At 58.4% G+C, this 23,580-nt stretch carries 19 protein-coding genes and 1 pseudogene; 10 read left to right on the top strand and 10 right to left on the bottom strand.

Translation table 11 applies throughout. The annotated features are described in order from the left end of the window. Positions 1-3: 3 nt before the first annotated feature. Entirely contained in the window at positions 4-762 is a 759-nt protein-coding gene (locus tag J2T55_RS12670; RefSeq protein WP_259057633.1) for a class I SAM-dependent methyltransferase, read from the bottom strand. Between the two features lie 59 nt (positions 763-821). Between J2T55_RS12670 and J2T55_RS12665 the strand changes: the two genes are divergently transcribed. Continuing rightward, positions 822-1,970 (top strand): phenylacetate--CoA ligase family protein, encoded by a 1,149-nt coding sequence (locus J2T55_RS12665; RefSeq protein ID WP_259057632.1) that lies wholly within the window; start codon positions 822-824, stop codon positions 1,968-1,970. Positions 1,971-2,010: 40 nt separating this feature from the next. Here J2T55_RS12665 and J2T55_RS12660 read toward each other — a convergent pair whose 3' ends face one another. The 5 genes and pseudogenes from J2T55_RS12660 to J2T55_RS12640 all read right to left on the bottom strand — a co-directional run. After that, the gene (locus J2T55_RS12660) at positions 2,011-3,903 is read right to left on the bottom strand and encodes a sulfotransferase (protein WP_259057630.1); all 1,893 of its coding nucleotides are present in this window, start codon (positions 3,901-3,903) and stop codon (positions 2,011-2,013) included. A 79-nt stretch (positions 3,904-3,982) separates the two neighbouring features. Then, complete coding sequence (locus J2T55_RS12655; RefSeq protein ID WP_259057628.1) at positions 3,983-6,736, bottom strand: inverse autotransporter beta domain-containing protein; 2,754 nt, start codon at positions 6,734-6,736, stop codon at positions 3,983-3,985. A gap of 243 nt (positions 6,737-6,979) precedes the next feature. Next, positions 6,980-7,465 (bottom strand): hypothetical protein, encoded by a 486-nt coding sequence (locus J2T55_RS12650; protein WP_259057626.1) that lies wholly within the window; start codon positions 7,463-7,465, stop codon positions 6,980-6,982. A gap of 34 nt (positions 7,466-7,499) precedes the next feature. Continuing rightward, positions 7,500-8,189, bottom strand: a complete 690-nt coding sequence (locus J2T55_RS12645; RefSeq protein ID WP_259057624.1) for a hypothetical protein — start codon at positions 8,187-8,189, stop codon at positions 7,500-7,502. A 108-nt stretch (positions 8,190-8,297) separates the two neighbouring features. Next, positions 8,298-8,855 (bottom strand): annotated as a pseudogene (locus J2T55_RS12640) (transposase); the annotation flags it as partial. Positions 8,856-9,301: 446 nt separating this feature from the next. Here J2T55_RS12640 and J2T55_RS12635 point away from each other — a divergent pair. The 5 genes from J2T55_RS12635 to J2T55_RS12615 all read left to right on the top strand — a co-directional run bounded on the left by J2T55_RS12635 (position 9,302) and on the right by J2T55_RS12615 (position 13,772). Continuing rightward, positions 9,302-9,574 (top strand): type II toxin-antitoxin system Phd/YefM family antitoxin, encoded by a 273-nt coding sequence (locus J2T55_RS12635; RefSeq protein WP_259057613.1) that lies wholly within the window; start codon positions 9,302-9,304, stop codon positions 9,572-9,574. After that, positions 9,555-9,815, top strand: coding sequence for a Txe/YoeB family addiction module toxin (locus tag J2T55_RS12630; protein WP_259057606.1), 261 nt, complete (start codon positions 9,555-9,557; stop codon positions 9,813-9,815). The genes J2T55_RS12635 and J2T55_RS12630 overlap by 20 nt, the downstream gene beginning before the upstream one ends. Positions 9,816-9,958: 143 nt before the next feature. Next, a complete protein-coding gene (locus J2T55_RS12625) occupies positions 9,959-10,966 on the top strand; it encodes an NAD-dependent epimerase (protein ID WP_259057604.1) in 1,008 nt (335 codons plus the stop codon). A 109-nt stretch (positions 10,967-11,075) separates the two neighbouring features. Beyond that, positions 11,076-12,134, top strand: coding sequence for a GSU2403 family nucleotidyltransferase fold protein (locus J2T55_RS12620; protein ID WP_259057602.1), 1,059 nt, complete (start codon positions 11,076-11,078; stop codon positions 12,132-12,134). 333 nt (positions 12,135-12,467) lie between these two features. After that, on the top strand, positions 12,468-13,772 hold the full coding sequence (locus J2T55_RS12615) for a UDP-glucose dehydrogenase family protein (RefSeq protein WP_259057592.1): 1,305 nt from the start codon (positions 12,468-12,470) through the stop codon (positions 13,770-13,772). 33 nt (positions 13,773-13,805) lie between these two features. Here J2T55_RS12615 and J2T55_RS12610 read toward each other — a convergent pair whose 3' ends face one another. Continuing rightward, positions 13,806-14,777: an integrase domain-containing protein gene (locus tag J2T55_RS12610; RefSeq protein WP_259057591.1), complete on the bottom strand. Its 972-nt coding sequence runs from the start codon at positions 14,775-14,777 to the stop codon at positions 13,806-13,808. A gap of 939 nt (positions 14,778-15,716) precedes the next feature. Further along, positions 15,717-17,774: an SEC-C metal-binding domain-containing protein gene (locus J2T55_RS12605; protein WP_259057590.1), complete on the bottom strand. Its 2,058-nt coding sequence runs from the start codon at positions 17,772-17,774 to the stop codon at positions 15,717-15,719. A gap of 190 nt (positions 17,775-17,964) precedes the next feature. Between J2T55_RS12605 and cysC the strand changes: the two genes are divergently transcribed. Then, positions 17,965-18,579 carry an adenylyl-sulfate kinase gene (gene cysC, locus J2T55_RS12600; RefSeq protein WP_259057588.1) on the top strand — a complete coding sequence of 205 codons (615 nt, stop codon included), beginning with the start codon at positions 17,965-17,967 and terminating at the stop codon, positions 18,577-18,579. Between the two features lie 405 nt (positions 18,580-18,984). Here cysC and J2T55_RS12595 read toward each other — a convergent pair whose 3' ends face one another. Together J2T55_RS12595 and J2T55_RS12590 are read right to left on the bottom strand one after the other, a co-directional pair. Continuing rightward, on the bottom strand, positions 18,985-20,301 hold the full coding sequence (locus tag J2T55_RS12595) for a type II toxin-antitoxin system HipA family toxin (RefSeq protein ID WP_259057586.1): 1,317 nt from the start codon (positions 20,299-20,301) through the stop codon (positions 18,985-18,987). A gap of 1 nt (position 20,302) precedes the next feature. Next, the gene (locus J2T55_RS12590) at positions 20,303-20,548 is read right to left on the bottom strand and encodes a helix-turn-helix domain-containing protein (protein WP_259057583.1); all 246 of its coding nucleotides are present in this window, start codon (positions 20,546-20,548) and stop codon (positions 20,303-20,305) included. A 575-nt stretch (positions 20,549-21,123) separates the two neighbouring features. Here J2T55_RS12590 and J2T55_RS12585 point away from each other — a divergent pair. From J2T55_RS12585 to J2T55_RS12575, 3 genes are all read left to right on the top strand, one after another. Next, positions 21,124-21,351, top strand: coding sequence for a type II toxin-antitoxin system Phd/YefM family antitoxin (locus tag J2T55_RS12585; RefSeq protein ID WP_259057581.1), 228 nt, complete (start codon positions 21,124-21,126; stop codon positions 21,349-21,351). Next, on the top strand, positions 21,348-21,746 hold the full coding sequence (locus J2T55_RS12580; RefSeq protein WP_259057578.1) for a type II toxin-antitoxin system VapC family toxin: 399 nt from the start codon (positions 21,348-21,350) through the stop codon (positions 21,744-21,746). The genes J2T55_RS12585 and J2T55_RS12580 overlap by 4 nt, the downstream gene beginning before the upstream one ends. Before the next feature lie 158 nt (positions 21,747-21,904). After that, positions 21,905-23,251, top strand: coding sequence for a flippase (locus J2T55_RS12575; protein ID WP_259057576.1), 1,347 nt, complete (start codon positions 21,905-21,907; stop codon positions 23,249-23,251). The last annotated feature ends 329 nt before the right edge of the window (positions 23,252-23,580 follow it).

Raw genomic sequence — 23,580 nt, 5'->3', positions numbered from 1 at the left:
GGATTACAGTCGAACGGCGCTGGCGTAACGTAATTCCCAGCGTAACAGATAATCATTGGTTGGCGTTTCGCCAGTACCCAATTGTTCTTTCAAGGCGGCTTCTATCGTAGCAGCGCCGGCACTGTTAATGCTGAACAGACGACCACAAAATGCCACCATGGTTGGTCTATCGGAAAAACGCCAGTCTACCCGGTGGTATTGTTCGCGGATGTCACCGAATCCGGCTGCGGCCAGTTGTTCGGTCAGTTCGCCCGGCTCCAGGAATACGCCTCGATGGCCACCGGGCGTATGCGTGTCGACGAAGCCGTTCAGGAACGCAGCGGTCGGCGTATTGATCTCTACATCGGCCAGAGCGACGCGTCCGCCGGGTTTGAGCAGGCGTGCCCATTCCCGGTAAAGTGGCTGCCGGTCACTAAAGTGATGCAGGCCGGCCAGGCTGGCGATTGCATCGAGACTGGCTGGCGCCAAAGCCTTGATGTCGTCCGCTGGTGCGCAGATGAAGGTATGCACCGGATCGATATCGGCGCCGAAAAGCGCTGATGGCTCAATGCAGATGACCTGGCACTGACCGTCAGTCCGGTCATGCAAACCGTCAGCCAGGTAGCCGCCGCCAGCGGGTATGTCGGCGATGCATTCACCCGCACGCGGTTTAAGGTAATCGATCAGGCATTGGCGTTCGGTTTCGCGGGCGGCCGGACACTGCGCCATGGCCTCGTTATAGGACTGGCCGCGTGCGTTGAATATGGCACTGTAGTCCTGCATGCTCATTATGTCCGGTATTCAGTGCTGGAATGATTGACTTTACTGGGTAACTTGTCTGCATGTTCATTATACCTGCCAGTTTTCGTGGCCGGCCCTATGCCGAACGACATTTTCAGGCCATTACCAGCTGGGCGCATGCAAATCATCCGTTCTACCAGCACTGGCTCAATGGCTCGGCTACGGTGCCGATTCTTGATCGCCGGACATTCCTGGCCCATAACGAGGAAATTTTGAATGGGCACCCTGTGACCGTGACCACATCGGGTTCTACCGGTGTGCCGGTGCGGCTGAGTCAGGATGCCGAGCGCCAGCGGCTGTCGGCCATGGCGGAGCAGCGTTTTGTCGAGTGGCTGGGTGGCCGGCTGCCGCGTGTACGGCTGGTGCACCCGCACAGCGGCGACCGGCAGGCACCGGATCTCATGGACATCAGCAGTTCGCTCGCGGAGCAGCTTGAGTTTATCCGGCAGCGCCACCGCACAGCGGGCGCGGTTGCCATCACCACCTATCCGAGCAATGCCGAACTGCTTGCGCAGAAAGTGCTGGAAGACGGACTGGATATGGGTTTCATCCGGCGTTTTGGCGTGTTCGCGGAGGCCTTTGAACCGCAACAGGAAGCCCTGATCCAGCGCGCTTTCCCTAATGCGCATATCTGGAGCACCTACAGTTCGATGGAATTCGGCCTGATTGCGGGACGCTGTCCGTTTGAGCCGGACTTCCACCATGTCAATGCCGAGCTGTTGGGCGTCGAGGTGCTTGATGACGCCGGCGAGCCCTGTGCAGAAGGGGAACGGGGCCGTGTGGTGATCACGGATTATTTCAATCGCCGCAGCCCGTTTATCCGTTACGAACTGGGTGATTATGCGGTTCGTGGTCAGTGTCCCTGCGGCCGCATCTCTCTGCCGGCGCTGGCGCGCATTGATGGCAAGATACGGGGGGCGTTGCTGCATCGTGATGGCCGGCGGGTGGTCTTTACTGATCTGTCGGTGGCGCTGCGCGATTTGGCCGGTATGCGCCAGTACCAGGTTATCCAGCACGGTGTCGACGACTTTACCGTCAGATTGGTGGCGCCGAAGCATCTGGAAAAAGCAGTGGAACGGGCGTTCGCCGATCATTTCGGTTATGTGCCCGAGCGACTGCAATTTGAGTATGTTGATGTTATCGAGCGCGGCGCCAACGGCAAGTTTTACGCCTCGATCAGTGAATGTTGAACAGTAGGATGGGCACACGTCCCTATGCACGTATGCCGTTTTACGGTTGTTCGATGCTGTAGCCCAGCCGCCGGATGACCGGTTCGAGCATCGGTATTACCGGTTCCAGTTGCGCCAGGTAATGCATATAACGGTAGCGTGAACGGGTGTAGAGCTTCTCCGTGACCTGGGCATAGCTGGCAGTGCGCGCGTAACGCGGGTTCTGGTGAAAATCGAGACAGCGCGGGTCCCAGTCGACGCCGACGAAATCGAGCAGCCTGCGCGCATTCGGTTCCGGTGCGTCGACAATATCTTCGTAACGGATCGGCAGATAGTTGATGTCCATCTGTTCCAGGTAGTGATCCATCAACTCCCGGATCAGCAGGTAATGCCGGGCCGCGCTTTCCAGTCCGTAGGCCATGTTGTTGCCGTGGGTGAGGTCATTACAGAAGCACGACAGCACGACGTCCAGCGGGTGCCGGATCAGGTGTATGACCGGTGCTTCCGGAAACAGCAGGTGAATGAGACCGAGATTGGTTTCGTTCAGCGGCATCTTGTCGGTAAAAAAGCGCTGATCCGGCTGGACGATGCCGAGGTGTTTGGCCTTTTTTAGATAGAAATCGCGCAGGGCCTCCGGCGCAGCCTGGTTGTCGCCAAACCACAAATCGGCCAGGCACTCGGGGTAGGCCAGGGTGCTGTTGAGCATTTTGGGTGCCGCGGCCGTCAGCTCCCAGATGAAGTGCAGTTCATCGCCGGCGGCGATATCCGCATGCGTGGTCAGTATCTGTTCGACCATGGTTGTGCCGGACCGGGGATAACCGACGATGAATACGGGCGTCGCCGGCTCGTGGGGCGCCGGCCTGCCTTTCGGCAGACGGTCGACCCGGTCTCTTGTAAAAAATCCTTTCAGGCGTGCTATGAATTGCCGAGTGCGGTCCTCGGCATAGGTGCGCTGTCCCTGCTCGCGCACGATTCGGTTGGCTTCCGCAAACGCCGTGAAAGCCTCCGCGTAGCGGCCCAGCTGGTCGAGGACTTCGCCGCGCTCGTACTGGTAGGCCGGATGGCCGGCGGTCTGCTCGGGTCTGGCCCTGTCCAGGGCCGCCAGTGCGGCCTCGAAATCCTTCTCGCGGCGGTGCAGTACCGACCGGCTCATGCAGACGCTGACATGGTCGGGGGGCAGTCTGCGTTCCAGGTCGGCCAGCAGATCCGCGGCGGCATCGAAATCGCGGCTGACCTCTTTGAGCTGCAGCCAGCCCATCAGGCTGACGGTATTCTCCGGTTCCAGTTCCAGTGCCTGGCGGTAGAGCTGCTCAGCCTCGGCCAGCTTGCCCTGCTGCTTGAGATTGAGACCGAGATTGGCGCACAGCTTGCCGATCGGTCCGTGCAATTCCAGTGCCCGGCGATAATGAAATTCCGCCGCCGGCAAGCGGTGGGCGTCGGTCAGGATCATGCCCATGAGGTTGTGACCCTGCGCGTTATCCGGGTTCAGACGCACGACGTTACGCGCGTACTGTTCCGCGTCGGCAAGGTTGTGTCGCTGGTACAGCAGCATGGCCAGTTCGGCCTGGGTGGCCTCATGCTGTGGCGCGAGCCGGACAACCCGGCGCAGCAACACTTCTGTTGCGGCCAGGTTACCGGCCTGGCGCTGCAGTCGGGAGAGCAGATATAGGGCGCGCCGGTGTCCCGGTGCATGGCTCAGTACCGCGATGCAGTTGCTGCGTGCACTTTCCAGATTGTTTTCGGCGGCTGCCGCCTCGGCGGCCTGGTATTCGTCCTCAACGTTGTCGGCCTGTTCCCGGTGCGGCGGTTGCAAGCGTTTCAGTCCGCAGCAGTGGCGATGCTTCAGCCCGCTGTTACAGGGACAGGGGTCATTGCGTCCCAGCGGCACACTGGCCGCCGGCATGGCGTGTACCGTGTTGTCGAGAAAGTGATCGTTGGAGTAACGCGGCTGCATGGCCGTTATTTTGGAGGTGTTTTAGGGTAAAGAGATAGGCCGGCGTTGTTACGCCGGCCTTGGGCAACCAGTGACCATGTCACAAATTGTTGAATTCATCACCGTCCGGCAGGATGAATTGCTGAACCGCGTCACCGTCGATAGCGTAGCCGCCACTGCCGCCGAAATCGGCGCCGTACAGGTCACCGTACTGATTGGCAGTGCCACCGTCCGCCTCGTTGGAGAATACGCCGCCGTAGGCATTATCAGTGAGGCTGGCGCCATTGAGCCTGAGTTCCTGCTGGGCCAGACTGTCGGCATCCTCGGAACGGTTGCCAACCAATACAGCGGGTCCATCATTGCTATTAATGCTGTCGCCGCTCAAATCGACAAACTGACGTGCTTCGCCGCCATCGAAGGCGTTGTTTTCAGCATAGACGCCGGGGCCGTTATTATTGCTGATACTGTTTCCGCCGTTGGAAGTGACACGTTGTATCGCAGTAATGGCCTGTGGGGCGCTCCCGCCATCGATATTGAGGAAACCGGCACCTCCGAATTCACTATTACCAATCTGGTTATCAGTGAGCGTGAACTCCTGGGTGGCGGCACCTCCATCAATGCCGAGGTTCAATGCACTTAGACCCATGCTGTTATAGAGCATGCTGTTGCCACTCAGGTCTGCGGTCTGGGTGGCCGTTGAACCGTATTTTGCACTGTTCATGAAGGAAGCGGCCCCGCTGCCAACGGGTCCACCTCCGCCATATAGTCCGTTATAGCGAAATTCGTTGTCGATAAGTGTCACATTCTGGGTCGCAGTCCGTGCAATGGGATCAGATGCACCATCCAGGTTGATGAACCCGGCGCCTGCATATTTGTTCTCATAAAATTCGTTATTGGTAAGAGTGACATCCTGTTGTGCAGAACCGCCTTCGTCACCTCTGTTATAGGCCATCAACCCGTTACTATTGAGTGCAAAGACATTATCACTGGCCGAGATGGTCTGCTGCGCGACGGCCGATTCGCCTTCAGCATAGTTCCCAAAGACGGCGCCGCCGCCATACTTGCTGCCCATGCCGGGGCCATTGATAAGCGGCCCATCATCTTGTCCATTGCCTATGCCATTTGCCACGAAGGTATTCCCGGTCAGGGTTATATCCTGGATGGCAGTTTCACCGGTGCCGGACGAATCTCTATTTGTAAAATGTGCCCCCGTGTATTTATTGCCGGCAAAATAGTTGCTGCCAATATCGAGATTCTGGGTGGCACTGCCACCGTTAATAGCCGTATTTTCTGCATATAGCCCACTTTCATGTCCGGCAATGTCGTTTTGTGTGACAGTCACAGACTGCGTGGAACTGGCGCCATTGCCAAGAGCGGTATTGCCAAGAAATATGCCAGTGCCCTGGCCGCCTCCGAACTCGCCATAGCTGCCGACGATCGTATTGTTGGCTATGCGACCGGTGCTGGAGACATTACCTTCGAAACTGCCCGTGAATATTTCAATACCGGCGGACGAGGCACCATATATCTGGTTATCATGGATGTTAAAGCTGTTGATGTTGATGCCGGAGCCGTACTTGGCATTGTAATTACTTATCGCATATTCGTGACCCTCGAATCGCAGGCCGGCAACTTCATTGTTACGGCTCAACTCGACGCCGTAACTGCCATTGTCCGTCGTATTGTCACGCAATACCGGATAGGCATCGCCACCGATGCCGTAGAGGCTGACACCCTGACCGAGCAGGCGCTGCATGTTTTCCAGCATGAAGCCTTCATCGGTGTAATCCATCTCGCCTTCATGGACATAAATGATGGCGCCCTGGTTGTTGACGCAGCGGCCAGCATTGCAGTTTGCCACCGAGGTGTAAGGATTCTCGATTGTACCGTCGCCACCTTCCGGATCGTCGTTCTCGTTATCGACGTGAACGACGTTGTCGGAGATCAGCAGATCCTTGCCCGGCCCGGTCGCGGTGGTGAGACGCTCCGGTAGCGGGCCGGTCGTGCGGATGTCCACGTCGCGCTCGGCAAACTCCACCATGCGTTCGTCCATCGTGCGGATGCCGTTCTCGGCGGGCATGCCGAACGAATAGCTGATCTTGAGGAAGCTCTCGGTACCGAAGAGATTGTCGTCCTGGATGCCGAGTTCGAGCGTGATGTCCTTGCGCGGGCGGTACTCGATGCGGGCTTTCTTGCCAAAGCCGGTCGATTTGCTGACGACGTCGCCGTCGAAGTGATAGCCGGCCAGATAGAGCCGGGTTTCACCGAACGGGATGAATTCCAGCAAGCGGCCGACCTCGATATCCATGCCGTGCAGGGCTTCTTCGGTGCGGCGCCCGGCGAACAGGCGATTGCCCTGGAAACGGCCGCCGAAGCTGGCCGGACCGAGGGTCTTTTCGTCGGTTGTCGGAATGTAGCCGTTGACCCGGAAATCCCATTCGCGCGAGAGGGCTTCGAGACCCAGGGTCACCTGGTTGAACCGGTTGTCCGTGCGGGTTTCGCGGGTGTCAAAGCTGGCGTAACCGCCGAAGATCCAGCGCCGGTCGAAGGCCATACGGCGGTAGCCGGCACCGAGGTTGAATTCGTTGGTATCACCGAGATCAACAATGCCGCGGAAATCGAGGTAGGCCATGGACGTCTGGTCCTGCCATATCGGCTGCAACAGCTGCGCGCCCATGAGGGTGCGTTCATTGGTCGGCATGGCGAAGACTTCAATATTGCCTTCCCAGTCTTCGGCATAGACCGGCATGGCTCCCAGTGCGAGGCTAACGGCCGTGCTCAACGCCATGCGGCGTGCCATAAGCGGGTTGGAAGGCACAATAAAGCACGGCTTCGCTCTGGCGACAGAACTCATGGTATTTCCCCCTGGATTGTTGTGGCTGGCGATGTTCGCCGACTAATGAAGGAATTTGCTGCGACAATGCGCTAGCCCTGCGCCCCCCGGCGCCGGACCATTTGAGATAAGCTACTAAATTCCCTGCAATTCCCGTGTCTAGGGATACTAGCTAATGTCCGGCCCGGACGCAAAGAAAATTCTACTTAATTCTCGTGAATTTCCCCTGCCTTTACCTTGCTTCTGTGTGCGGGACAGGAATGCTCAGAATTGATAGCGCCATAAATCGTTGCCGCGCGGGCCCCGGCCCAGGTATTCATAACCGTTACGCTCAAACATCCGCTTCATGCCGGGTCGCATAAGTTTTTGATTTTCGGTAACGATAATCAGGCCTTTGGGGCCGTCAGGCGGATTTTGCTGCTTCAGCAGATCGCGGGTGCGCAGCGAGACGCAGCGCATCAGGCCGGGTCTGCGGTCGCCGGGCTGGATGAACATGCGGTAGAAATAGTAGCGCTGGCCGGGACGTAGAAAATCGCCGATATAGACCGTGGATACCCCGACAAGGCGTTTTTCGGGATTGCGAATGGTCAGCACGACCTGATTGACGCGTTGCTCGGCAACCTGCCGCCCGGCAACGGCACGGTTACGCAGCCATAGATCGATGATTTCTGCACCAACGTCGTCCGGAATGGCCTGGAATACGTTCTGTATCAGGTAGCCGTGGTAGTCAAATTCGTGGTTGATAGCCATGCCTTTTTACGCTGCCGGGGCAGAGCCGGGCCCATTACCTGGACCGGGATCGCGAGGATTTCCGCTGGCGCCTGAACATCTGCGGGTTGGTCTCGATGAAGTGCTGGATCCAGCGCTCCAGGAACGATTCGGTGTTCTTGCGTTTCAGCCAGCCGTAACCAAGGATGGCGATCGTGCCGGCGCCTATGGCATCGACGATCAGATCCCACATGGTGTCCTGCAGTCCGCTTTTTTGCATGTTCATGCCGAACAGCGAATCCATGGTGAACTCGAAGATTTCCCACAGGGCGCCGATGCCGAGCGCAAACATGAAGGCGAACAGGGCGACGAAGCCGGGCTTCATATGGAACTCGATGTTGTCCTTCTCGTTCAGCACATAGACGAGCAGGAAACCTAGGATGCCGAGCAGGAACCCCGACATCGTATGCAGCACTGCGTCCCACCACCAGAATCGCGTGTAGTAGGCGTGCACCTCGCCGAGGAACAGGCTGGCGACGATGAATATCACTGCCAGGGCTTCGAACTCCGACGGGATATGCACTTTGAACCGATTGCCAAGAATCACCGGCAGGAAGGTCACGCCGAGGATGGCAGCCACGGCCAGCGCGTTCAGCCACTGCTGTCCCCACAGCGCCAGCACCAGGCTGACGGCCAGGATCAGTTTCAGCGTACTGGTGATGCGCCGGTGAATGCTGTTTCTGTGAACGGGGTGGTGATCCGTCATTGGCTAGGTACCGAATTTATAAACGGGTCTACCTTAGCATTCCCGGTATAGTGAATTCACCAGTGCGTATTCGTACAGCATCAAGTGGCGTAGATACTCTGTTGCGCGTCAAGTTTTCAGGTGGCACTCACTGAAGAGTTTGGCGCTATCGAACGGCGTATTGTCCCGCAGGCAGGCCCAGAGTCCGGTCAGGTATTTGCGCATGACGGCACACAGGGCCTGTATTTTCTTTTTGCCGCGCTGGATGAGCGATTCATAAAAGGCTTTGGCGCGCGGGTCATGGCGGACGGCGCTCAGTGCCGGCATGAACAGTGCGGCGCGCAGATAGGCATTGCCGGTTTTGGCCAGGCGGCCGGGCTTATGGACGCTGCTGCCGGACTGGTTCAGGCGGACATCAAGACCGGCATGACGGCTGACCTGGGCCGCCTTGAGGTGGTCCGGCAACACGGCCAGTTCAGCCAGCAGGGCAACGGCACTGGCCTGGCCGATGCCTTTGGCGGTGGTCATGACCTGGAACTGCTGCGCCAGCACGGGGCATTCATCGATAAGCTCGCGTGCGGCCTGCTGCAGCCGGTCGGGGCGCTGGTCGACCGGGTCGGTCTTGCTGCCGGTGAGCTTGAGCTGGGCGAAGTGGCGGAAGCTCTTCGGATTGATGACCGACACCGGAGCAGCACTGCGGTCCTTGCAAAAAGGGATGGGTCCATATACGGAATCCATGTTCGATACAGCCACTCTCCGCCCCAGGGCGAGCCAGGGTAGGAGCGGCGCCCCCGCCGCGAACTATTAACCGTCATCAATATCGCGATTGCGCATAAACTGCTGAGGCAGGCCTTTGCCGTGGCCACTACCAACCGGCCTTATTCGGCCGAATACGCTTGACTTCAGGCACAGTTCATTGCGAGGAGCAATTGCGCCGAGGTTGCCGCGGCGCTGGCGCGCCTCGCAACGACGGGTTTGGTGAACCCTCGGCCCGGGGTCGGGACTCTCTTAGCCAGCAGGGACGGCCGTCGGTGATTTCCTGGTGCGGAAAGACTTATGTGCCGACGCCGTTGCATCGGCGCGATCGCCAGTCTAATATGTACGGAAATACCGTACGTAACCAAGTGTAGGAAATGGACAGCATCAGCGTTAACAAATTCAGGGACCACCTGAAAAACTACGTAGAACAAGTGGTTAACAAACACCTGCCGCTCAAGGTAACGCGCCGCAGTGGCGACGATTTTGTCGTGGTCAGCGCTGCCGACTGGGAACGCCAGCAAGAAACCCTGTACGTGCTCCAGAACACCGACCTGATACGCCAAATCAGCGAGTCGGCCGCGACGCATACAACAGGAAAGGGATATTCACCCACTGCAGAGGAACTGCATGCGATCACTGGTGTTTGAGGGACAGACCTGGATAGCTTACGAAAAACTTCGGCAAAAGGATAAAAAGCTGCATGCCGAGTTGTGTCTGATACTCAAGGAAATCGATCCCGCAACCGGGCGCGGCAAACCCGAGCCCCTGAAATACCATCTATCGGGACTGTGGTCCCGACGGCTCAGCCAGCAGGATCGCTTGATCTATAAATACGACGACGATGCCATCTATATTTTTGCCATCGGCGGTCACTACGATCAGTTCTAGCGCGTCCTTCGGATCGGCGTCGGCCTCCCTGCGGAAAATGAGATTCCGGCTCGCCTGGCGGCCGGCATGACGCGAATTCGAATGCTATTATAATCCACCGCAAACCGCAGGCCCGCAATAAACCCAGGGAGCCCTCCCGCTGCATGAAAGTCATCGTCACCGGCGCTGCCGGGTTCATCGGCTATCACACCGCTAAACATCTGCTGGAGCGGGGCAACGAGGTCATCGGCATCGACAGCCTGAATGACTACTACGACGTTCAGCTCAAGCGCGATCGGCTGGCACAGATCGACCACCATAGGGGTTTCGACTTTCATCACCTGGACCTGGCCGATCGCCAGGGTACGGCGGCGGTTTTCGAGCAGGCCGGGGCTGAGCGCGTCATTCACCTGGCCGCACAGGCCGGCGTGCGCTACTCGCTGGAAAATCCGCATGCCTACGTTGATTCCAACCTGATGGGATTCATCAACGTGCTCGAGGCCTGCCGCCACAACAACGTCGGCCATCTGGTGTACGCCTCATCCAGCTCGGTTTATGGCGCCAACAGCCGGATTCCGTACTCGGTCCACGACAACGTCGACCATCCGGTATCGCTGTATGCGGCCACCAAGAAGGCCAACGAGCTGATGGCGCACACCTACAGCCATCTCTATGCCATCCCCGTGACCGGCCTGCGTTTCTTCACGGTCTACGGTCCCTGGGGCCGGCCAGACATGGCCTACTTCTCGTTCACGAAGAAGATCCTGGCCGGCGAACCCATCGACGTTTTCAACCACGGCGATCTGAGCCGCGACTTCACCTACATCGACGATATTGTCGCGGGCGTTGTCCGCGCGCTGGACCGGATCCCGCAGCCGAATCCCGACTGGAACGGCGATCGGCCCGATCCCGGCACCAGCAGCGCGCCGTATCGCCTGTACAATATCGGCCACCATTCGCCGGTGCGGCTGCTGGACTTTATCGCGGTACTGGAGCAGGCGCTGGGCCGCAAGGCGGAAAAACGCATGCAGCCCATGCAGCCGGGCGACGTCTATCAGACCTGTGCCGATATCGACGACTTCACGCGCGATGTCGGCTATACGCCGGTCACCGATCTGGAGCACGGTATCCCGAAATTCATCGACTGGTACAAGGACTACTACGGTTGCTAGCGCATCGTGGTGGCTGCGCACCATAGCGAGGCGTGGGATGCAGGAGGACTGGAAAGTTATACGTAATATGCTAATATTTTACGTATAACTCCAAGGGAAAGTATGTCCCATGCAGCCCAAACCGCAATCCCTGACGGCGCGCACGCTTTTTGCCGAACTGCGCGAGCTGGCGCTTGCCGTGGGTGCCCTGGAGAATATCGGCGACACACCCGGCAGTGTTGTCGATAAGAATATCAAGGGCCGGGCGTACCTCTACTACCAGTATCGCGATCTGGATGGCCGTACCCGGCAGTGCTATCTGGGGCCGGATGATGCGGCGACCCGATCTCTGGTCGAACGCCTCCGGCAACGCGCCCAGCTGCATGCAGCGGATCGGGAACGTCTGGATGAGCTTCGTGGCGCCTTCCTGGCCGCAGGCGGGCTTGCCACAGCCAGTGCGCCCCTGAGAGTGTTAAAGGCCTTTGCCGATGCCGGCGTTCTCCAGCCGGGCCGGCAGCAGGGCGTGCTTGTGGGCACGCATGCTTTTATAGCGATGGGTAATCTACTCGGAGTAAACTGGTCAGGAAACATGCAAACGCAGGATATAGACTTGGCTGGATCAGTGAAGGTGGACATCGCTGTACAGCCTGCCGGAGTAGATACGGCGGATCTTCTCGATAAACTGAATATGGGCTTCATCCCCGTCCCAAGCCTCAATCCGAAATCACCCTCTACCGCCTTCCGTGTTCGGGGCCAGGAACTACGCGTGGATCTGTTAACGCCCATGACGGGCAAACAGCCGCGTCAGCCGGTATTCGTGCCAGCATTTAATGCACCTGCCCAGCCCGTGCGTTTTCTGGACTACCTGATTGAAGAGACCCTGCCAACGGTTCTTGCCGGTCATAAGTATTGCGTGCTGCTCAACATCCCATCACCGGAACGGTTTGCATTGCATAAATTACTGGTTTCCGAGTCACGCTCCAGTACGTTTGCGGCGAAAGCCGAGAAGGATCGCCTGCAGTCTGCCCAGCTGTTGCAGGTGCTTGTTTCAGAAGCACCGGATGGGCTCAAACAAGCCAGGGATGACCTTGTCGGGCGAGGTAAACAATGGGCCGGCAAGCTGCAGCGTGGCCTTGAGAAAATTGAAACCATCGCGCCGGAAGCGAGCCGGTATGTGGCAGCACTCTGAACACATGAAAAAATGATTCGAAGTGACTATTCGTACCGGGGTCGAATCTCGTACAGTAAAAACAGATTCCGGCTCTCCCTGCGGTCGGCCGGCCCTGCGGTCGGCCGGAATGACGAAAATTTAAATATCACGAAGAATTTAAACTTCGTCATTCCGGAAACGCCGCAGGCGTTATCCGGAATCTGTGTCAATGCAGTATTCTTCGACCCGGGGCCGGGCCTCCTGCAGAAAGAAGCCCCGGTAGGAGCGGCGCCCCCGCCGCGAACGAATATCTTTCGTCATGCTGATTCAATACAATTGCAATAAACAGGTTCAAAACAGGGATTTTACTCAATGAAAGTGGTCATGATAGGGACCGGCTACGTCGGTCTGGTTTCCGGTACCTGCTTTGCCGAGTTCGGCGCCGAGGTGGTCTGCGTCGACGTCGATGCCGCGAAAATAGAGAAGCTCGAGAATGGCAAGATCCCGATCTACGAGCCGGGTCTCGAGGAAATGGTTGCCGACAACGTCCGGCACAAGCGCTTACGGTTCTCGACCGACTACAGCCATATCGGCGAGGCCGACCTGGTGTTCATTGCTGTTGGCACGCCCAGTCGTCATGGCGACGGCTACGCCGATCTGACCTACGTCTACCAGGCGGCCCGGGACATTGCCACCAACCTGCAGGGCTACACGGTGATCGTCGACAAGTCGACCGTGCCGGTGGGCACCGCCCGCAACGTCAAGCGCATTATTGGCGAGACCAACCCGGCGGCCGACTTCGACGTTGCCTCGAACCCGGAATTTCTGCGCGAGGGCGCGGCCATCAGCGACTTCATGCGCCCGGACCGCGTCGTCCTCGGCGTCGAGAGCGAGCGCGCGAAAAAACTGCTGCACGAACTTTACCGGCCGCTGAACCTGATCGAGGCGCCGATCCTGACCACTGACCTGGAAAGCGCCGAACTCATCAAGTACGCCTCGAATGCCTTTCTGGCGACCAAGATCAGTTTCATCAACGAAATGTCCGTGCTCTGTGAGGCGGTCGGTGCCGACGTGCACGCCATCGCCAAGGGCATGGGCCTGGATAACCGCATCGGCAAGAAATTCCTGCACGTCGGTCCCGGCTACGGCGGCAGTTGCTTCCCGAAAGACACCCAGGCGCTGGTGCGTATCGCCCAGGAACACGGCGCCTCCTCGCGCATTGTCGAGTCCGTGATCGAGGTCAACTCGGCGCAGAAGGCGCGCATGGTCAAGAAAATCCGCGCCGCGCTGGATAACAACGTCAGTGGCAAGACCATTGCCGTGCTCGGCCTGACCTTCAAGCCGGAAACCGACGACATGCGCGATTCGCCGGCGTTGTCCATCATTCCCAACCTGATCGAGCAGGGCGCGCGCATCCGTGCGCATGACCCGCAGGGCATGGAAGAGGCCGCCAGACTGCTGCCGAAGGAAATCGAATTCTGTGACGATGCATACAGCACTCTCGACCAGGTCGATGCCGTCGTTATCCTGACCGAATGGAATGAATATCGCGGCCTGTCGCTGGACAAACTCAAACAGCTGATGCGCGGCAACGTATTCATCGACCTGCGCAACATCTACGAGCCCGAAACAGTGCGTGACCAAGGCTTCCGTTATACATGTATCGGTCGTCCCTGAACCCGAAATTGGTCATGACCGACCGTTTCACGCTTAGGGTTGTGGCTGCGCCGTATCTTGAACATAGCCGGGTGCATGCCGCGTATTGCTGCCCCAATTACTGTTCGACTCCATTACGCACGCAACCAAATCCATGGGTGTAATACCGTTCACGGACGGTTCCACCGGATGGCGCGCGTAAACCGATTTGACGAACCGGGTCCTGCCAGCACCGTGACCCAATGACAACGCCGTCCGGGCTAGGGCTTCATCCTCGTCAAACCCGATGTCCTTGTAGGTCTCAATGGCATGCACCGCGAAACTGTAGCGCAGACTGTGCGGGGCGTGCTCGTGCTTCAGGCCGGCCCTGGCCGCAGCCTTCAGGTATTTGGACTGGGCGGCTTTCAGGCTTTTGGCCGGAATAAGTTGCCCGCCATTTTTATTGACCAGCTCCTGTGCAAGCAGCAGCAAATCGCGGATGGCCTCGTATTCATGGATATCGACATTGCGCGACTTGCCGCCTTTGGTTCCCCTGGTGATATTGACCAGGTACCACTTCCTCAGCTCAATGAGGAGCGCCTTGATCGCCGGCCCGATCATGATGACCTCCTTGCTGCGCAGCCCCAACAAGCGCTGCAGCAGCACGGCAACCTGGAATTCAATCCGGTTCAGGCGCTGCAGACATTCCATGATGTAGTCTTCACTGGGCGGCATCCTTACGCCCTTGCGGGACCCCCTGGGAATGCCAAGCTGGTCGTTTGTGAGCGTGATCCGGTTAGTAACGCTCCGGAGATGGCTCATCTCATTTTTCAGAGTCCGAGGCGAAATCCCCAGGCTCAGCCGGAACTGGACATACTTCAGGACATGCCTATTTTTGATATGCCAGATATGTTTCAGCTGGATGTTTTCGAGGATGCACCAGTCTACGAACAGGCTATACGTTTGCATGCGCCCGTCTTTTGTGTTTTCGCTCCCGCCAGTCTTGAGAGCCATCCTGTTCATCTCGTCTTGCAGGGTGGTAGCCATATTCATGCTCCTATTCATTAATGGTTTGTCCAATCGCTCATATAGTGATCATTTAGCTGATCATTTGCCGTCTCCTTTTTTAAATAACTGCAGGCCTCTGGATCCCAACGCATCCTGGGCTCGGTCGTAACCGCCACCAGAATGGATGTCAGATCCTTCTCCCCGGCCGATCTAATACGTACCTACCTGAAAACTGTCAGGCATTACCTTGTGGTATACAGTCCGCCGAGGAGAACAATGTGTTGAGCTCACGTCCCCTGATAGATGCATATAGCACCTACCACCCCTGGATGAGGGGGAATGGGGCAGCGGTCAGTGGCCCAATGACCGCGAACTGCAGTACTACCTGCTATAGCAGGTGTCATGGAGTGGCACCGGGCACAGGGGCCCGGTGTCGATTTGATTGGCTACCAGACCCGTACCGGAGTCGTGGTACGTGCCAGGGACGATGCACACGCCCCGACACGGCGGTCTTTGACTGTGCTGATACACACAGCAACCGAACTGAATATATGATGGCCAATCCAGGCTGAGACGGCTGCCCGGAGCATCAATCGGTCTTTTGCTTGGGATGCGCGTTCCTGCGGAGGGAATGAGCAGGAGGCGATTGCGTGAGCCCAGAATATGGGTTGGGCCAGACCCTCTGTGTTCCCGATGGGAACCGAGGAAGTATGTCCAAATTAGTACAGCTCCATTTGAGCGTCAACCCCTCTATAGGCTTGTGACTGAAATTTCTTTAGACCAATACTGGAGAAACAGTCAATCTGTGCCCGATTAAGGTGGCCCAGCGTATTGTCATGCGGCGGGTATGGCTTTCGGAACAGCTCAATCATAGCCATCCACCTGACTCGATGATTATTCCTGATTGAAGAGTGCTAAATATAGCTTGGTTCTGATGATGCAAGCGTACGAACAGGCTTTCTGGCATTCAGGTCCCGTTTAGTGATCGGTCTGATGCTTCTTGAGCCAGGCTAGGGCACCCGCTGTTTGTGCCCAGGTTTCGCGCATTTCCAGCCGGTAGTACCAGGCCTGATCATCGCCGCCGACTTGAATGCCAAATGAACTCAACTCCGGCTCACGGATCCGTTTTCTGCAGAGATAGTCGACGACCTTGGGCACTCGCTGCGTGGCGACCTGCAGGGCGGCATCGGCTTCATATAAGCGACCCAGTCGATAGAGGGCCAGCGCCCGTCCATAGAGCGGATCAGGCTGAATGTCGTCCGAGTATTGTTCGGCCAGCGACAAAGCTGCGGTGTCGTCACCCCGGCGCAGGCGTTCATTGATGATGAGATAGCGCAGGCCATGGCTGTCATGCGGGTTTAATGCCAGGATCCATTCGGCGAGTGCCAGCGCCTCGTCGCCCCACCCCAGTCGATCATAGGCGGCATAAAGCCTGACCAGGTTGCGGAGCGCGGAACGGTTTTCGCTGTACAGCCAGAGCAGGCGGGGCGTGCTGATTTGTGCGAACGCCTGTTCAATGATGGCCCGCGCCCGCTCCAGCACGGGTAACAGCAGGGCGTCGTCCAGCCAGCGCGCACCATAGTCAGGGTGCAGGTACAGGGCGGTCGCCAGGTCGTCGATGATGTCCAGGCTGTCCAGAGCCTCAGGGTGTTCATCGAGCACTTTCATCCAGGACAGCTCGATATCCGGCATCCACACCTCGCCGGATTCATCGAAGGGTACCTCATGGACGGAAAACGGCTTGCCCAGCGGAAAGACCGCGCGCCACTGGGCTGTCACTTCCGACAAATCCGGGCCCTGAAGAAATAGCGATTCTTCATCGATAGCCGGATCGTCTTCAGTGTTTTCATCTTCCTGCGGTGCCTGCTTGTCCGAATCGAGATCGTCTAGCAGATCCTCAGGCACCTGTTCTTCCGGGATGCCCATCGCGCGCAGATGCTCGAGCAAATCGGTGGCCGTTCCGGCTTTTTCTCCCGCGAGCTCGAGCACCGGTTCTTCCGTTACCGCGTAGGCCGGAATCGGCCGGTCCGCATGCTGGCTCAACCAGTCCTGCAGCCAGGTGCCGGCACCGTCACTGCGGCCGAGGCCGATATTGGCCATGGCGGCACCGGGATCGTGACTGGCCACGGCAAAAAAACGCGCCGGCATTTCTTCCGGATCAAACTCGAGCTGCTTCAGGCGCTGCAGCCAGTAATCCGCCCGCTGGCGGCACTCCTCGATCCGGTTCTCGGCGTAGAGCATCTGGATCTCGAGCAGCCCCAGGCTGAGCGCATCGGGTTCGTCACGCCCGGCCTGCTCAAAGGCGGCCCAGGCGGCTTCGCTGTCGCCCTCGTCCAGGCGGATGGTGGCGAGCCGTTGCCAGGCGCCGGCACGCAGCACCGAGGCCGGATGGGTCTCGGTTACCCACTTTAGCAGGGCCATCTTCTTATTGTGATAGCCCAGATCGTCATAGCCCTCGCATAGCAGGGTCAGGGCTTCATCATGCAGGGCGTCGGGTTTGCGGATGGGACTGCTGAACAGCGGCTCGAGAACGGCAATGCACTTTTTCGTCTGAAGCTGGTCGAGGAATTGCTGGGCAATGTCCACGAGCGATGCCACCGGGATCGCGCCACTGCCGGCGAGCGCGCCGAGTTCATTTTGTTTGAACTGGCGGGCCAGGTAGGGCCACAGGGTGCGGCTGTCCAGCTGCATGTCGCCGGCGTCCAGGCGGATGCAGCAGCGCTTGTACTTGCGCCCCGAGCCGCAGGGACAGGGATCGTTGCGACCGGGGGCGGGCAGCGGCCGGGGCCGATAGTCGTTGCCCGGCAGCGGCATCGCGTTCCAGATCCCGCGGCCGATGTACAGGGCAAAAGCCGGCCATTCCGGGCTGCCGGGCTCCGGAAAGTCACTGTCAAAGGTCAACAGGTAACGCGGCAGGAACTTGCGGCACCAGTCCAGGAACTGCTGCGGATCTTCGTGCTGGCGGATCTGGGCCGCCGCATCGCTCAGGAAGGCCTCGAAATCAATCGGGGTCTTTGGATCTTCCGGTTCCTGCATCTGAAATATTCCGCCTTGACTCTGCGTTAACGATAGCGAGCCAGATACCGATCCACAAGACCGGCTGGCGCGATCTCGGGACCGCTCTTCTCCATTGATCGGTGGCCCAACCACAGGCCATGGTCTATCTGGACAAATTCCCGTCCGCCCCATAACCTGAGCGCCAACCAACTCACTAGCCAATCAGCCCATGACCAAGGACAGAATCACCAACCAGAACACCGTCTGGCACGACCCCACCGTCCTGCGCGAGCACCGTGAAGCACTGAACGGTCACAGGGGAGCGATACTCTGGTTTACTGGTCTATCCGGTGCGGGCAAGTCGACCATCGCCCACGCGCTCGAAGATCGCCTGCACCGGGATAAAATCAGAACCTACGTCCTCGACGGCGACAACGTCCGCCGCGGCCTGTGCAAGGATCTCGGCTTCACCGACGCCGACCGCACCGAAAACATCCGTCGCATCGGCGAAGTCAGTCGCCTGATGATGCAGGCGGGTGTCATCACGCTGACCGCTTTCATTTCACCGTTTCGTAGCGACCGCCAGATCGCCCGCAGCCTGGTCGAGCCGGGCGACTTCATCGAAATCTACTGCCGGGCACCGCTGGAAACCTGCGAAGCGCGCGATCCGAAGGGTCTCTACAAAAAGGCACGCGCCGGGCAGATTCCCGAGTTCACCGGCATAGACTCGCCTTACGAAGAACCACAGACACCGGAGATCATCGTCGACACGGATGAGCAATCCGTCGACGAATGTGTCGAGACCATACTGAAATGGCTTAGGCAGTACAAAATTTTGACATGAGCCGCTGGTGATCCTGCAGGAGTTGGAAGTGGCGCATCTCGAGGCACAGACGTGGCGCTGTCAGAGACAGTCGCCGGTGATGTGCGAGCGGTTTAATGATGCTCTGGAACCTGAAGACCGTTCGCAGATTAAAATCAATTACTTATGATTGAAATTAATCGTCAAACAAATACAATCAAGCTTGTATTTAGTACCGCTCGCAATCGCGAGCCGCATAGCCGGATTGTTGCGGGTTGTAGGCGGGGCTGTATGAAAGCCAGTGCAGCGGCTTGATAGTTGCAATAGGTTGCGCCCCTGCTGCAAAGTAGGACGAGCCACGGTATGAAAGCCAGTGCTGCGCCTTGATAGTGGCAATCGAAAATGATCGAACTCCAATGTAGCAAGCTCGAAGCAATTTGCTATCGATCAACTTTTTAACCTAGTAGATTTTTCCAGTAATCCGGATAATACTGGTCGGGATACCTGCTCAGGAAACTGAGCGGGTAATTTGGATCTAACTGTTTCAACAACTTCTGGCGTCTGTTCAATAACTTTATTAATGATAGGTTCAACATCTAAACCAGAGCGGTGTCCTGTTTCAACTATGTGCCGTCGTTGAATCTTGTCCCACTCATAATGACGGTTCCTGCCGGTCATGGCCATGGCCATACGGACCTTCTGAGGCGCAATCAGGCTGGTTCCCTGACCGATAACAGGCAATGCAGACAGAATGTCATAGAAAGGAGTCAGTCTGTATCGGCCCTGCGGTTCGATGTAGACACTGAAATTCTTGGCGTGACCGTCCATAGCCGCCAGCATCCAGAATAGTATCTGGCTTTTGAAAAACAACTCGCGGTTGGCGATTGGCTCATGGGCACCCAGCAGTAAATCCATAATGGTCGGGATACCCGGGCCGCCATCCCGTTCGTATTTCTGATCGGGGGAGACGGCGAGTGCCTGACACAGGTCTTCCTGGGGAAGCCGCAGCCACCAGTCACCCGTACCGGCCAGTTTGCGATCAAAGCGTCGGCTGATTAGGGCTTTCTGATCCTCGAAGGTGGCCATTTCGCATTCGGCGACGGGTAACCCATAAGCCGCCAGGATCTGATGACACAGCCACTCGTTTTCGACTGAGGTGCTCAGATCGGCCTGCATGTCACCGACGCGTCCCAGCGGTAGCTTAAATATATGCGTTGATGGCGTCGGGCCTTCGGGTTGATGCCAGGCGCCGTCATGCCAGAGCAGGGCGGTCTTCTCCTGGGCACCGGCAATGGAAATGCGGAATTCGTCATCGGCTTGTCCGGGCAGGGGCGTCATTGGTACGCGGCGTAACCGGTCGGCCACGTCGCTATCGCTTAACCGTTGTCCCGTGATGGTTCGGAGATCACCGGGCTCGGTATCTCCGGGCAATAACTGAATGGCACCGACACAGTCCCGGCCCAGTTCGGCCAGCAGATCAAAAGGACGCGTGGAAGCCGCACTGAAGCGCTGCTGTATTCGCCGGCGGATGTCGATGCTGTCGGGCAGCAGGTTGTCGAAGAAATTCTCCACCCGCTCATCGGTATAGACCTGGTCCGGCGCCTGCACGGGCATGGACAGCGACAGCGGGCGCACCGCCGGGCTGTCGAGCCAGTCGGCCGCATACCGGAAACTTTGCTGGCCGTGGCGACCTGTATCCCAGTCACCGACATGCTCACCGTTCATCCAGATCCCGAGTCGGCGCTGCGTGGCGGGGCGGGCCATGTCACCACTCCGTGTGGGATGTTGATGACGGGCCTCGGCGACGGATCACCAGCTCTAGGTCGAGGGCGGCCAGCAGCTTGAAGAAGCTGGCTAGGGTGGCGCCCGCGGGCCGGTTCTCCAGGCCAGAGACGGTCTTGGCCCGCAGGCCGACGGCCCGGGCCGCCTGGGCCTGGGTCAGTTGCCGGGCCCGGCGCTGGTTATTGAGCACGAGGCCGAGCTGCTCGGGTGTATGAACCAGGTGTTCCATGGATATCCCCTCCAAGGTATTTTTTCAAAATATACCCTGTAAGGGATAAAATCGCAATATCCCCTATAGGGGATATTCATGAGCGCCCGGTTGTCAGGTCCGCCACCCCGGACAAGGGGGGGGGTACGGGCAGTCGTGCGACAGACCATCCTAATTTGTCGCCAAACCGGCCAAATTAGTTGACGTCAGACAAAAAGCAGATTTCGGCTCTCCCTGCGGTTGGCCTGAATGCATTCCGCGTGGCTCAGAGCCATTGACGAAGGGATTTCTCTCCCCACGCTAGCTTACCTGAAGCAGAGGCCAGCCCTTTATATGACGTAAATTCGGATACCACGAAATATTTAAACATCGTCATGTCGGAAGCCGCGTAGGTGGCTATCCGGAATTTATGTTCGATACAGTCAACCTTCGTCCTAGGGCGAGCCAGGGTTAGGAGCAGCGCCCCGCCGCGAGACATGTGCCAACATTCGGCCCGAGGACAGGTCACGGCGACATTAGATTCGTGGGGGCGTTAATGCTGGACGAGCAAAAGTGACCATGGTAATATGACCCCGGTCATTAACTGGAGGCCGGCCATGCAAATCTCCAAATCCCGCTTCAAATCCCGCGCGCTGGAGCATTTCCGCCATGTCGAGGAAACCGGCGAGGATCTCATCATCACCGACCACGGTCGCAGCACGATTCGCGTGACCCGCTACGTGCCGAACCAGCGTGATCCTTTGCGTATGCTGCGTGGCACGGTGAAGCGCTATGTCGATCCGGAACAGCCGGTGGCCGATGACGACTGGGAAGCCGGCCGGTGATCGTGCTCGACACCCACGCCTGGATCTGGTGGCTGAGTGATCCGGACCAGCTCTCTAGGCCGGCACGCACGTATATCGACAACGTTCTGTCCGAGTCCGCCCCGGTTTACATATCCAGCATCAGTACATGGGAGGTAGCCATGCTGGTTGAAAAGGGCAGGCTGGAGCTGACCATCGATGTCGAGGACTGGCTGGCCCATAGCGAAGCCATCGATGCGATCGAGTTCATTCCCGTCAGCAATCATCTGGCATTGCGCTCGGTGCAACTGCCCGGCCCGTTCCACCCCGATCCCGCAGACCGGCTGATCGTCGCAACAGCGCGCTACCTCGGCTTGCCGCTGATCACCCGGGACAGCAAAATGCACGATTACCCGCACGTACAAACAATCTGGTAAACAAAAGATCCGTCAGGAGCGGCGCCCCCGCCGCGAACACATACACCAAACCATTCGACACAAGGTCGGGCCTGCCACTGGTCTCCGCACCACCAACTACCGCATAATGCGTCATCCCGGTTCCAACGCCACCGACCGAACCAGAACGCAGCCCGTGCATGGCCAGCCCCGATCCGACTGAACCCGCGACAACCGGCCGCTTCGAACGGCTGCTCGGCGGCAGCGAGTCATTGCGCGGCCAGCTGATCCGCGGCGGCATCGGCAGCATGGCCGTCAAGATCGCCGGGCTGCTGCTGAACCTGGCGGTGGCCGTCGTATTGGCGCGCCTGCTGGGGCCGGCCGGCTACGGCACTTATGCCTTCGCCCTGTCGATCATCATGCTGCTGGCCATCCCCGCCATGTTCGGCGTTCCCAACCTGCTGGTTCGCGAAGTCGCCAAATACCAGCTGCACGAGCAATGGCCGCTGCTGCGCGGCGCGTTGCGCCGTAGCCATCAGGCGGTCAGCCTCATGGCGCTGATCATTGGCGCCCTGGCACTGCTGATCATCCTGGGGCGGGGTGAATCCCTGGCCGAACCCGGCCGCCTGACCTTCGCCATTGGTCTGCTGCTGTTGCCCTTGCTGGCGCTGAACAGTCTGCGCGGTGCCGCATTGCGGGGACTGCGCCGGGTGGTGCAGGGCCAGCTTGCCGAAATGGTGCTCACGCCCGGATTGCTGGTGCTGTTTGCACTGGCATTTGCCGTCGGTCTGTCGCTGACGCCGCCGCTGGCCATGCTGGCGCACGCCGCCGCCGCGCTGACCGCGTTTATCGCCGGCAGCTGGCTGCTGCGGCGCGCCCTGCCGTTGCAGGTACAGACGGTGGCACCGGCGTATAGCTCAAGCGAATGGCTGGCCGGCGTCCTGCCGTTCAGCCTGATCACCGGCATTCAGGTCATCAACAACCAGGCCGACATCGTCATGCTCGGCATCCTTACCGACAATGCGGCGGTGGGTCTTTATAAAGTCGCCGTCCAGGGCAGCGTGCTGGTCGCATTCGGGCTGACGGCGCTGAACATGGTGCTCGCCCCGCACATCACGCGCTTATACCAGCAGGGCGAGCGCGAGCGTCTGCAGCGCATGGTCAAAGCCAGCGCCCGCGTGGTTCTGCTGATCGCGTTGCCGGTGGCGGCCGTCTTCGCCCTGTTCGGCGCTACGCTGCTGGAGCTGGTGTTTGGCAGCGACTACCGCGGCGCCCACACGGCGCTGGCCATCCTCGCCGCCGGCCAGCTGTGCAATGCCGCCGCCGGCTCGGTCGCTTTACTGCTGAATATGAGCGGTCATGAACGGCTCACTGCCTGGGGCGTCGGCTGCGCCGCCGTCGTCAACATTCTTCTCAATCTCATCCTCATCCCGCGCTTCGGCATCAACGGCGCGGCTATGGCCACGGCGGTCACGCTGGCCTGCTGGAACGGACTGCTGATTATTGCTGTCAGGCGCAAATTGGATATTAATTCCACCGCTTTTTGATCAATAGAGACTTGACTGGCCTTGTAATTAGTACCTGCGACCGTCAGCGTTCCGTATCGGCCACGCGAGTCTGTTGATTACTAGCAGTTACTTGGAAAAGGAAAAACGTTCGCATTCGCATTGGAAATGTTTGGGATACCGGGGAACTATTAGCATTCAAATACGTAACTGACACTGTGGAATGGTTAAGGAATGTACTGAAATTGCCAATAGAGTAAGCAATTAATGCTAAATTAGGGCCTGTTGATCTTTGCGGTTTAATTAAGGATGGGCATGGTGCCTGTTATCATTGTTTTTCCGACAAAACAGTGAGTTGAGGCGACCATGCC

The sequence above is a fragment of the Methylohalomonas lacus genome, from assembly GCF_024808875.1.
Classification (GTDB): domain Bacteria; phylum Pseudomonadota; class Gammaproteobacteria; order Methylohalomonadales; family Methylohalomonadaceae; genus Methylohalomonas; species Methylohalomonas lacus.
This window is presented reverse-complemented; position numbering and strand designations above follow the sequence as displayed.

Coding starts and splice junctions, on each gene's coding strand:
- cysC (WP_259057588.1), top strand. CDS start 17,965: ATGACCAAGGACAGAATCACCAACCAGAACACCGTCTGGCACGACCCC.
- J2T55_RS12615 (WP_259057592.1), top strand. CDS start 12,468: ATGAAAGTGGTCATGATAGGGACCGGCTACGTCGGTCTGGTTTCCGGT.
- J2T55_RS12655 (WP_259057628.1), bottom strand. CDS start 6,736: ATGAGTTCTGTCGCCAGAGCGAAGCCGTGCTTTATTGTGCCTTCCAAC.
- J2T55_RS12590 (WP_259057583.1), bottom strand. CDS start 20,548: ATGGAACACCTGGTTCATACACCCGAGCAGCTCGGCCTCGTGCTCAAT.
- J2T55_RS12665 (WP_259057632.1), top strand. CDS start 822: ATGTTCATTATACCTGCCAGTTTTCGTGGCCGGCCCTATGCCGAACGA.
- J2T55_RS12610 (WP_259057591.1), bottom strand. CDS start 14,777: ATGGCTACCACCCTGCAAGACGAGATGAACAGGATGGCTCTCAAGACT.
- J2T55_RS12595 (WP_259057586.1), bottom strand. CDS start 20,301: ATGGCCCGCCCCGCCACGCAGCGCCGACTCGGGATCTGGATGAACGGT.
- J2T55_RS12625 (WP_259057604.1), top strand. CDS start 9,959: ATGAAAGTCATCGTCACCGGCGCTGCCGGGTTCATCGGCTATCACACC.
- J2T55_RS12575 (WP_259057576.1), top strand. CDS start 21,905: ATGGCCAGCCCCGATCCGACTGAACCCGCGACAACCGGCCGCTTCGAA.
- J2T55_RS12585 (WP_259057581.1), top strand. CDS start 21,124: ATGCAAATCTCCAAATCCCGCTTCAAATCCCGCGCGCTGGAGCATTTC.
- J2T55_RS12605 (WP_259057590.1), bottom strand. CDS start 17,774: ATGCAGGAACCGGAAGATCCAAAGACCCCGATTGATTTCGAGGCCTTC.
- J2T55_RS12650 (WP_259057626.1), bottom strand. CDS start 7,465: ATGGCTATCAACCACGAATTTGACTACCACGGCTACCTGATACAGAAC.
- J2T55_RS12620 (WP_259057602.1), top strand. CDS start 11,076: ATGCAGCCCAAACCGCAATCCCTGACGGCGCGCACGCTTTTTGCCGAA.
- J2T55_RS12660 (WP_259057630.1), bottom strand. CDS start 3,903: ATGCAGCCGCGTTACTCCAACGATCACTTTCTCGACAACACGGTACAC.
- J2T55_RS12630 (WP_259057606.1), top strand. CDS start 9,555: ATGCGATCACTGGTGTTTGAGGGACAGACCTGGATAGCTTACGAAAAA.
- J2T55_RS12670 (WP_259057633.1), bottom strand. CDS start 762: ATGCAGGACTACAGTGCCATATTCAACGCACGCGGCCAGTCCTATAAC.
- J2T55_RS12645 (WP_259057624.1), bottom strand. CDS start 8,189: ATGACGGATCACCACCCCGTTCACAGAAACAGCATTCACCGGCGCATC.
- J2T55_RS12635 (WP_259057613.1), top strand. CDS start 9,302: ATGGACAGCATCAGCGTTAACAAATTCAGGGACCACCTGAAAAACTAC.